The organism is Tropicimonas sp. TH_r6, from assembly GCF_033101155.1.
Classification (GTDB): domain Bacteria; phylum Pseudomonadota; class Alphaproteobacteria; order Rhodobacterales; family Rhodobacteraceae; genus Tropicimonas.
Window position 1 is genome coordinate 1 of record NZ_JAWMPX010000056.1, and the last position, 10,027, is coordinate 10,027.

The 10,027-nt window shown below is 57.0% G+C and carries 10 protein-coding genes; 6 read left to right on the top strand and 4 right to left on the bottom strand.

The window, feature by feature from the left end; all coding sequences use genetic code 11:
- The first annotated feature begins 186 nt into the window (after window positions 1–186).
- The 3 genes from R3X27_RS24920 to R3X27_RS24930 all read left to right on the top strand — a co-directional run bounded on the left by R3X27_RS24920 (window position 187) and on the right by R3X27_RS24930 (window position 2,687).
- Complete coding sequence (locus R3X27_RS24920; RefSeq protein WP_317711619.1) at window positions 187–915, top strand: hypothetical protein; 729 nt, start codon at window positions 187–189, stop codon at window positions 913–915.
- A gap of 164 nt (window positions 916–1,079) precedes the next feature.
- Window positions 1,080–1,283, top strand: a complete 204-nt coding sequence (locus tag R3X27_RS24925; protein WP_317711620.1) for a hypothetical protein — start codon at window positions 1,080–1,082, stop codon at window positions 1,281–1,283.
- A gap of 78 nt (window positions 1,284–1,361) precedes the next feature.
- Window positions 1,362–2,687, top strand: a complete 1,326-nt coding sequence (locus tag R3X27_RS24930; protein WP_317711621.1) for a DUF6538 domain-containing protein — start codon at window positions 1,362–1,364, stop codon at window positions 2,685–2,687.
- A 254-nt stretch (window positions 2,688–2,941) separates the two neighbouring features.
- Here the strand turns inward: R3X27_RS24930 and R3X27_RS24935 are convergent, their stop codons facing one another.
- Window positions 2,942–3,676 (bottom strand): hypothetical protein, encoded by a 735-nt coding sequence (locus R3X27_RS24935; RefSeq protein ID WP_317711622.1) that lies wholly within the window; start codon window positions 3,674–3,676, stop codon window positions 2,942–2,944.
- 658 nt (window positions 3,677–4,334) lie between these two features.
- Here R3X27_RS24935 and R3X27_RS24940 point away from each other — a divergent pair.
- Complete coding sequence (locus R3X27_RS24940; RefSeq protein ID WP_317711623.1) at window positions 4,335–6,287, top strand: tyrosine-type recombinase/integrase; 1,953 nt, start codon at window positions 4,335–4,337, stop codon at window positions 6,285–6,287.
- Window positions 6,288–6,357: 70 nt separating this feature from the next.
- Here the strand turns inward: R3X27_RS24940 and R3X27_RS24945 are convergent, their stop codons facing one another.
- Complete coding sequence (locus R3X27_RS24945) at window positions 6,358–6,753, bottom strand: hypothetical protein (RefSeq protein WP_317711624.1); 396 nt, start codon at window positions 6,751–6,753, stop codon at window positions 6,358–6,360.
- Between the two features lie 54 nt (window positions 6,754–6,807).
- Entirely contained in the window at window positions 6,808–7,104 is a 297-nt protein-coding gene (locus R3X27_RS24950) for a hypothetical protein (RefSeq protein WP_317711625.1), read from the bottom strand.
- 58 nt (window positions 7,105–7,162) lie between these two features.
- On the opposite strand from R3X27_RS24950, the gene R3X27_RS24955 reads away from it, so the two are divergent.
- Window positions 7,163–7,438 (top strand): hypothetical protein, encoded by a 276-nt coding sequence (locus tag R3X27_RS24955; RefSeq protein WP_317711626.1) that lies wholly within the window; start codon window positions 7,163–7,165, stop codon window positions 7,436–7,438.
- Window positions 7,439–7,854: 416 nt separating this feature from the next.
- Complete coding sequence (locus R3X27_RS24960; protein ID WP_317711627.1) at window positions 7,855–8,472, top strand: hypothetical protein; 618 nt, start codon at window positions 7,855–7,857, stop codon at window positions 8,470–8,472.
- Between the two features lie 538 nt (window positions 8,473–9,010).
- Here R3X27_RS24960 and R3X27_RS24965 read toward each other — a convergent pair.
- Window positions 9,011–9,562, bottom strand: a complete 552-nt coding sequence (locus R3X27_RS24965; RefSeq protein ID WP_317711628.1) for a DNA-binding protein — start codon at window positions 9,560–9,562, stop codon at window positions 9,011–9,013.
- Between the last annotated feature and the right edge of the window lie 465 nt (window positions 9,563–10,027).

Here is a 10,027-nt window from a genome sequence, read left to right on the forward strand (position 1 = left end):
ACCCTGTAGACCCATGGCCCCCATCAGTTTCCCTCCCGCTCCGCCTGAACCGGGGCATAAACTGGGGCGGTTTGGGCTCCGGGGGGCTGGGGTGGACGGGTGGTGGGGATGCCTTTTCAGGTGGCGCAACCGTCCGGCATTAACTAGCATTCAATGCTGAAAAGCCCACTGTCGGACTCCCGCCTCATGGATCCCTATATCTTCTTCGGAACAGTACTCCCAGAACGCGCGATGATCAGTTTTCAGCTTGAGTTTGCGTTTTCTCACCCTTCTACCGGCTTCGGCGGCCAAGTTACCGTGAGTGTCATACTCAACCAAATCTTGGTTCAAGTCTCCTCTGAGGATCCCTGGGATATTTGGGATCTACGCAATGTAGTGCTGAGCTCCCTTCGAGCAGAGGTCGCAGCAGTAGGGTACATCAAAGGATATGCCTACCACGTTGAAATTGCGCGCGTCTTGCACACTTCTCGAAATATCGACTTGGTTTTCGGTATCGATGTGCCTTGTATCTCAGCATCACGAACCATGACCGAACTGATGCCGGCGATGGAACAGCTTCGCGCGCCTAGGTCGGGAGAGAACGGGATTTACATCAACCGCTGCTTTACAGACCTCAATTTGGCGCTGCGAAATGCCGATGATACGCCCTTTTATTGCTATCGCGCGATCGAAGCCCTTCGGCACCACTGCTCAGCTGTGAACCATCTAAAGGAAGCTAATCGATCCACCCAGTGGAAAGAGTTTAGGGACCGATCTGGGGTGCGGGAAGCAGATATCCGAGAGATTTCCGAGGCGGCTAAAGAAATACGTCATGGGGGACACACCAGCTTTGACGGCAACGGGCGCGCAAAGATTCTCCAGCACACATGGAACATCGTAGACTGCTACCTTTCGTCATTTCAGAACCGCTCTTAGCACGAGAGAAGAGAAGCGGCTGTTGATGATGATCGTAGCTGGGCCGCACAGATGTAACCGGTCCCGCCCCAGCGTTCCCAGAAACCGAGGAACTCCCCGTATCTAAATTAGATGCAACCAAGGGAGAACTCTCATGAAATCAACCGAAAGACCGTGGTGACACCATGGACCCTAAACACCTCAAGGAGGGTGTCGTGGTGGTCCTGCGACCGCTCGACGACATCCCCCAACACCTGTTCCGGATCGCTGAGATCTACGACGACTGTGTCACCGGCTACTCGCTGACCGGACCGCTCGCCGGAGAGTACGGTGAACCAGACCTCGACCTGATCCTCAGGGTCCACGGCGGTGACCTGCTGGGAAGCTGAACACCCCGGCTACCCACTGAAACCAATCAAAAAATCTAAACCTACAAGCAACTGGGGCAGTGCCCCGGAGGAGGACCTATGTCCGTAACCATCAAGTATGCCTATCTCAAGGACCAGACCTGGATGTTTCGTCGGAACTACCCGCAGGACGTCCGGGTGGTCCTCGGCTCTCAGGCGCTGAAGCAGTCACTGAAGACGTCAGACGCCAAGCTGGCCCGCGCTCGTGCCTCGGAGGTCAACGCCCGGTTCGAACAGATCGTTCAGTCCACCAGATCCGGGGTAGAGGTAGCTCTGACCGCCACCACAGCGCTCCAGAGTGAGCCACTGAGACACGAACCGGGGGACGAATGGGGGCAGGCATCCCGGCGGACCCTCGCTCTCCTGCGGCGCTCTCTGGATGGCGAGGCGGTGGACCTGTCTCCGGTGGCGTTCATGTCAGCCAGCAAACAATCCAGAGCGAAGGTGGGGGCGCTGTCCCCGGAATATCTCAGGAAGCGGGGCAACGAGCTCCGTCCCGGTGGCTTCAAGAGCATCCGCTACTCAGTGGGGCTGTTCACCAGCAAGTATGACGACCGCCCCATCGGCTCTCTCCGGAGGGAAGATGGCATCGAGTTCCTGTCCCTGATACCTCAGCTTTCCCGTCGGATCGGTAAGTCGGAGAGGACACGGGGCCTGAGCCTGGATGAACTGCTGGCCTACTCGACCGGGAGAAGTGACAAGATCTGCGTCAGGACACAGAAACGGATCTGGACGCAGGTGAACCACTTCCTCGACTGGGCCGTCTATCAGGGGCACATCAGGCAAAACCCCTTCAGGACCGTTCTGTTCGACCAGAAGACCCGGCAGAACCCCTATGCTGTTCCCACCGATCGGGAAGTCCAGGTGATGCTGGCTGACGAGGACCTTCCCCTTTTTCCCGTCCTCCAGTTCTGCCTGCTGACCGGGATGCGTGCAGGAGAGGCGGCGGGCCTGTTGAGGGAAGACCTCGTCACCAAGGGCAACCTCGGGACCTTCGCCCATGTCCGACCCAACTCCGTCCGAGCCCTGAAGACCGATGCGTCTGAGAGGCTGGTTCCCCTTCATCCCGTGCTGGAGGGCTCCCTGGAGCACCTGCCCGAGCAAGGTAGGCTGTTCCCGGACCTGAAGGTGAACGATATCACCAAGCAGTTTGCCGTGCTGAGACGGCGACTGCGTATCGAACGACCGGGTCTCGTGTTCCACAGTTCCAGGAAGTGGTTCATCACCCAGTGCGAGCGGACCGGGGTGCCGGAGCACTTCACCGCGTCTCTGGTGGGGCATAAGTCCGCCCGGTCGGAGAACCGACTGACCTATGGGATCTACTCGGCAGGCATCTCGGATGAGCAGAAGCGAGACATCGTGGACCGCATCCGGCTACCGGCATGAGCCAGATACCAGACATTGAGGCATTCGAGGAAAGGGCCGCTATCATCCAGTATGATGGCGGTCTTTCTCGTTCCAGGGCGGAGGAACGGGCCGCTCAGGCACAGGGGTTCCCGAGTGCGGACCTGTACTGGCAGTGGCTCGCTGACTACGTGGTGACCAAGAAACTTCCCTAAAGCATCCGGTGGGCACTTCGGTGCCTGCCGATCACTTTGCTTTTTTTGCCGAACCTGCACGGTAGCCAACTCTATGAGCGACTAGTTCAGTCCTTTCGGTAAGCCGTTGGCCATAAACAATTCAATACAAAGCGGGTTTGCAAAGGCCTCGTCCGGCTTCTTGGCGGCAAGCTTCGCACAAGAATTATAGGCGCGCGTGATTACGATCTGTTTATTGAGCCGACTTGCATTTTCTTCGGCTTGTGCCTCTGCGGCTCTGGCCCGCCCGTGCGCTCTGGCTTCGCTTTCCAGAACGCTTTGCCGGGCACGGTCACGAGCCAACCACTCTTTCTTCACGCTTTCTCGTCTCTGTCTTCCTTCTTCGTCGGCGAAATGCTCTTTCATTTCCTCAACGCGCTTTCGGAACTCCTCATCTTCGGGTCGGGCTACGCCGGATTCAGTGTTGGGCCGTTTTCCTGCCGGAGCTTCGCGGTCGGGGCGAGCGCGGGTAAGTTGAGCAGCCGCCATGGCATTGATCGCGTACCGACCAACTTCCTCAACCCAAACTGTAGAGGGTCGATATCGTTTCATGCATGCCAAGCCAGGGCCAGCTAGTAGAGCTTCCGACTCTGGTGGCATGGTTTTTAGTCCGTTCGGATACCATCGAAACGCTTCCATTTCGAGATCCCGCGCCGCAGACCTTTTGAGGTAGAGTGAGGCATCCTTCGCCTCCTCGCATTGGTCGATTCGATGTTGGATTGCGTGGGTTGAGTATTCGGCAAGAACCGGCGTCGAGAGCATCGTCGATAGTACAACTACCAGTGCTGTTTTCTTCATCTTCTTGTCTCCCAACTAGTGCCGCGCTGTAGTTTCTCGTTTGGAAATCTGTCGTTTTGGAGGTGCCTATGTGGTGGCACTTGGATTTCCCAGCCCCCTCGTCCAAGGTCCACCAGAGGCTCCCCCCCCACCAGGTCCCAGTTCCCCCCAAACCGCCCCAGGCTCACTCGTTCTGCCCCAGTTTATGCCCCGGTTCAGGCGGAGCGGGAGGGAAACTGATGGGGGCCATGGGTCTACAGGGTATCCTACCACCCCAGCCATGATCCAGAAAAAAATCAATGAATTCAACGGGACGCCCGTTGATCAGGTTCCAACGAACCTGCCCGCCGAGAAGTCCTTTCGCGCAGCGGCCAAAGCCTCTGTCGGCGCAGGGCAATCGCTTCCCTCCAGTTTCCTGTTGTCGAGGACATCCTTCGACCCGGCGTTCGGCTCACCGTGCGTCCAACAACCGAGATCTTCGGAACAAAAAACTCTTCAGGACTCTCCAGAACTGAGACCAAATCGTGGGTATCCATTTGATTCCAAGTCACTAACTGCAGAATCGAAACCGTACTGCAAATCTCTCCGGCGTGTTCGCGGGTGGTCCGATCTCCCCTCCGACGCGACAGGAACATGCATTTCGCCTGCTTCCGCGCTCGCGTGAACGGAGTGCAGAAACATGGTCCTTCACGTTGCCCAGATTCCAGGTGGAACTTCCGATGCTACCATTCTCAAGGAGATGGTGCGCTACCAGATCTCCCGGATCAGCGATGACGCCGCGAACCCTGAAATCGACATCGACGTCCGAATCGAGAACCTGGAATTAGAAAACGAGCGCATGGCCAAGGACATGCGCAACAGAATCTACGCTACGGCAGCGCCCTACGTCCTCGCAGCGGCTTCCCGTCTTGGCGTGACCTGCGAAGTCCCCCTGTCCAGCACCTTTGGTCGTACGGCTGCAAGCACCCTCCGGACATTGCTGGGTATCGAACGGGATGCCTTTGACCTCGGTGAAGATCCCATAATCGCAGCCTCCGCGCTGTTTTCACGGTTCGGAATCTCGCCGGTCGACGGAAGGGTCCCACCGCTCGTTCGCATCTCGGACGTCATCGAGGCCGCGGTCGAAGGGCAGACGGCTGAGATGCGGCGGAAGCTGCGCTGCACCGGGAACATCGCCATCGAACTCCTCGGAGACATCCCCCTCGAACTGTTGACAGAGCAGGCAACCGGTCTCCTTCTCGATCTCAGCCGGTTGCCAAAACTACACGGCAAGAAGCACGGCAAGAACCGACATCGCTCCGAAGGGGTCACGCTCACCAAACGCGAGGAGATTGCTCTGGCTGACGCTTGCGATGCCAGGACCTTCGACACGATCTCCGCTCTGAGCGACCTGTCGCTGGCCCAGAAACGCGCAAGAGTTTCAGAAGAGCTTGTTCCAAGGATTGCCCACACGAACCTCGAGCGACATCTTGATCGTCTGCACCAACTGTTGCGATGCGCCAAGGCAAAGTGCGGTTACACCGGGCCCGTCAAACTCATGACCTACACCGACCTCGCAAGGCTCATGAAGGCAGCCAACGAGGACCTTCGAGCAGCCAATGAATTGTTCGCCCGCGCGACCAAACCCAAGATCCGCCTGCGTTGGGCCGGTGAACGGATCAAAACCCTGCTCACGTCACCGATCTACCGCGGCAGTTTCAGCCGATCGCGCCGGACCAGGACAGGTCGCATGATCTTTCGGGATGCATTGTACTGGGTGCCGTTGATCCTGCTGACGATGGGAACCCGTGTGACAGAGGTTCTTCAACTCAAAACTCGCGATCTGCTTCGTCGTGATCACGTGTTCTGTATGCGGCTTTGCTGGAGCGCCGAACAGGACGGCAAGACGAGGGAAAGTACCCGTATCGTTCCAATTCCCCAATTGCTGATCGATCTCGGTTTTGTCGAATGGATCAAGTCTCTTGCGGATGATCCGGACACACTGCTCTTTCCAGAGATCATGAAAGTGAAGCCCGACCAGCCAGCAGACATCTTGAGCAAACGTTTCCTCACCGTCCGTGAAAACCTCGATATCAAGGATTACAACGAAGACTTCTATGCGCTCCGAAAAACCCTGTCCTCGGCTCTCTGGCGCGGCGGTGTCAGCCGGGAGGATCGTCAGATGATAATCGGGCATGCTTCCGACACCACCATCGGGAAGCACTACACTGACGCAGACATGGCGTCTCTCAAGGAGCTTCTTGATCAGGCCGATCACAGGATTGAGGTGACCACAGCGACCCGGCATCGGCACCCGGTCATCAAGGACTGCACGCTCGTGGCTCGGCGCCTTGCGAGTGCAGAAGTGGTGCTCGACGAGTCGGGGAACCTTGGCGCTGTGCGGATCAAGGACGATGTCTCCGGCCGTTCTATTCTTGCCCTTGATATCCGCGGAAGCGACATGCCTGCCGTGCCGCGTTGGAGAGGCATCGAAACCGTCACGCGGCGCACAGGAGCTGAGGCCGCCGCTGACCTGGTGTCAGAGTTTCATATCAAGACGCCATCGCGCAGGGAACATCGCGATGCCTGGGAGCATTTCCTTGCCCTTGCGTCCTATTGCAGTGAAGCGACCCACTTTCGGAACCAAGCCTGACGGACGTGGAGGCCGGCATCGGGACAAAGGGCCGGTTCCGCGGAAGCACACCGCGGAACCGGCCATGTCTTCAACGTTGCAAACGTTGGAGAAGATCGCTGATCTTAGCGCCGTACCACAACACGGCCTTGTCGAGGTCTCGGGGCCCCTGACCCCTTTGAGCGATCTGGTCGATGGTTTCGGCCGACACCTGCTCGAGCGCCTCCAGAACGATGCCCAGTGCAATCGTTATGCCCGGAGTATTCGGGGTCTCCTCGCGGCAAAGCTCCACGAGATCGTGGACCATGTTCGCTGCCTCCTTCCTATCGAAGCTGTTCAGGAGGTCCCGAAGCACATCTCCTTCCTCCGCCAGAAAGCCGGCAACACGCGTGATCGCCAAAACAGACGGTCCCGCGCACGATCTGTCGATCCTGCCTATTGATCCCATGTTCATTCTCCTCATTCGACGGCCCATGGCGATGGCCATGCGTTGATCACCGTCTTCAAGCTCCGCCGCCGAGGTGCAGCGGAGTGGCGACGATCACGCCGCGGGCCGGCCTTTCTCCAGGGTGGGTTCCCGGTCGAATAGAGCTTGCAGGCGCTCCCGCAGACCGTCGGCAAGAAGGCGGATCTCTTCAACGCTGTCGTGATCGTGGACATTGGCCAGAGAGAGAAGTGCTATGAGTGCGCGGAGGGCCAGACGCACCCGGCGAGCAGACAGGCCGTTTCGCGGGATTTCGTCGAAGAGACCTTCGACCAGTTCGCGGCCATCGCCTCCGCCGAGCATGTTCGCGGCAGCGAGCAACCCCTGTCTCTGCTCTTGCAGGTATTGCAGCAAGGCAATCTCGGCTGTGTTCGTCATTGCTTCCGATGTCTGGAAGCGATTTGGGAATGTCATGAGAGAGACCTTTCGTTTCGCCCCGCAAATCGACGGGTTCAAGTCGGAGCGGCCTCTTCCTTTCCTTCCTCGTGGCGGCTTCTGGTTTCTGTCGGCGTTGTCTCGCAAGAGCGACAACGCCGAAGAACCGGATGCGCCAATCATCCTTCAGCCTATGCGGCAAATGCTGAAAAGCAGTGCCAATGTCACCTCCGCGCGCCGCCTGAACGTCGACCTTGCCGCCATTCGCAGTAACGCTGCATTACCCGCCGTTCTCATCTGGCATCCAGCATAGTGGGAGAAGACTGGACATTCGCGGCGGACCGCGCACGGTCGGCTCGGAGGACTCGGCCGCCATTCTCGCCGACAGTAGGTTGGTCGGCTCACTTCGCTTTGCTGCCGTTGGGCGCAGCCTGATTGATGTGGCGCCAGCGATGGTTGCTGTCAGCGATAGAAGGGCAGCATCGGGTACATTGCCCAAAATGGTCGTTTTCGCCGGTGACAGAAACGTATGAGTTTGGCCGTGTAAGGCGTTCAGAACGCGCGAATTTGGCACGCCTTGCTCCGCCGACCTTGATCAACACCTTGGCCTGTGCATAAGGTACCGGCAAAAATAGACTTGGTATTGCGTGCAAAGCATTTACGCTATGATTTCGGAGGGTGGAAGCGTTATGTCACCTTGCATAGGCGTATGGGAATGGCAGTGGAACTATGGCAGACGTTCAATCATGGGTATTTCTTTTCCTTGGCCTATTTGGCGGTTTTGCTGTTTCCATAGCTTTCTGGTGGTTGATCAATCACTACTTTGTTCCTAATTTGGAGTTTTCCGTTGAGGTGTCTCGTTCAAAGGTGGGTTTTTACAAATCTGGCGTACGGCATCAAATAGCGATAAAGAACTGCGGCCAGAGGGACGCCTATAATGTAAAGCTTCGCGTCCGACTTAAAATAAAGGATATTCTGAACAATGGTGGCAAGTTGTGGGACTTTATGGATCTGTCCGTGTCGGATAGTGAGTATTTTATTTTGCGCAAGGGATCAATGTTCCGCATCACTCCACTCTCCCAAACGACTTCTGGGTTCTCCCGGCCGATGTTTCCCTCTGAAATTCGCGAAAAATATGAACAGGGCGTATTAACGCTTGATGATCTGTTTTCAAACTACGAGGAGATGCGAATGTTCATAGAGGTCATAGCAACAGACAGATTTTCAGGTGGCGCCAAATATTTCCGCTCAAAGGAGTATTCAAAGCGCGATATTCGCAATGGCGTTTTTAAGGGGCGTAATCATCTTTCCATCCACCGTCAATCAAAGCCTTCTTCACGCAGTTAGGTTTCTTTCCCGAATTCAGGGAAGCCTGTTCCATAGCAACACGGCATAACGTTAAGAAGAGGGGCGTGCAGAAATCTTGACCTCTGCACGCGTGCCAACAACCTAATGCCAAAAACTACGCACCAGAACGGCCCGCTACTGGCATGACACGGCATCCTACCGAATTTTCTCAGATGTCTCCAAGGTCGGCATACTACTCGTTCGTTCGATCCGCAGCATTTCGCACAGTGGGCGCATTGCCGCCGTTAGTCGCGCCCTACTCCATCGTCCGCTTCAGAGCCGAACTATCCTCAGCGTCAATGCCGCACTGGCAATGCTTCACCTCCGGTTCGCGGTCTGCTTTGCACAGTCGGCGTACCCACTTCTCAAAGGTTTTCGTCCAGAAAGATCTCGGGGAGTTTTCCCACACGTGAACTTGGAAGCGGCCGAGTTACCACGGAAAAACGCTGCGGAGGTCAGGGCCGGCGCCGTCATATCAACATTCGTCGCAGGAGCCGGCAATCATCCCTTCCTCCTTTTCTCCCGCGTCCTTGGATAGTTAAGCGGCGACCGATCGCAATTCGCTCAGAAATGATGCCCGGTCTTCCAACCTGGCTTGCAGAGTTTTGAGGTCTGCTTCGAGATCGCGCATGCGCTCCTCATTGTCCCGGCACTTTTCATCAACCTTTGTTGCTTGCTTTTCGGCTGCATCCGCCCGGGCCAGCGCCTTGTCTTTCTCCATTTCCAAGTCGGCCAACATTTCTTCGAGATCAAGCACCTGCTGGTCCCGATCCTTCAGATCTGCCAAGAAGGTCTGTCGAGCTGCGGCAGCCGGAGCGTCTGCTGCTGTGAACGCTTCGGTCCAAACGGAATCGAACAGATCCGCCACGGCCTGGGACATTTCCGGAACGGCCATGTTCGCGGCCTCGCGGGCCTTTGCCTCTGCTTTGACTTCGCGGACAGCCTGGCAAAGGTCCGAGTATGATCCGCCGACGATCTGTTGGACAGCCTTCATCGAAGGGTTGAGGCGCTCGGCTTCGCACTTGGAGATCGCCTTTGCGACCTCCTTCTTGAGTGCTTCATGGTTCTTGTTTGACTTGCGGGTCGACATGCAAAGATCTCCTGGTAATGGTAGCATTTGGTAACGGCGTTACCGGTGATTACCGCTGCTTCTCGCGGGGTAATTAGTACGTGGTACCGGCCGGGTTTCACCGGAAACGGATTCCCGCGCCCTTTCTCCTTTTTTTGGAAAATCTTTTTGATATTGGAGGTTACCGCTGCACTCGTGGCGCGGCACCCGGCTTCCGGGGCGATTTTGCCGGCCATCCACCGACCCTCTGGTTGGTGATGAGCATCGCTGTCCGACATGCGTCAAGCGCCCAGTTTTCCCCCTTTCAAAGTGAGCGTTTTTCGGGATCCGGTGTCGTGTAGCAGCAGACGACTCTGCCCGGTCCCCGTTTCGTTTTGAAGTGTCCGAACCGGCCAATATCCATCTGATGGATCGGCCGCCGGTGTCGATTGCGCTTCACACTGACAGCGCAATCGAAACGGCTGCTCGTTCAAACATCGACCACCT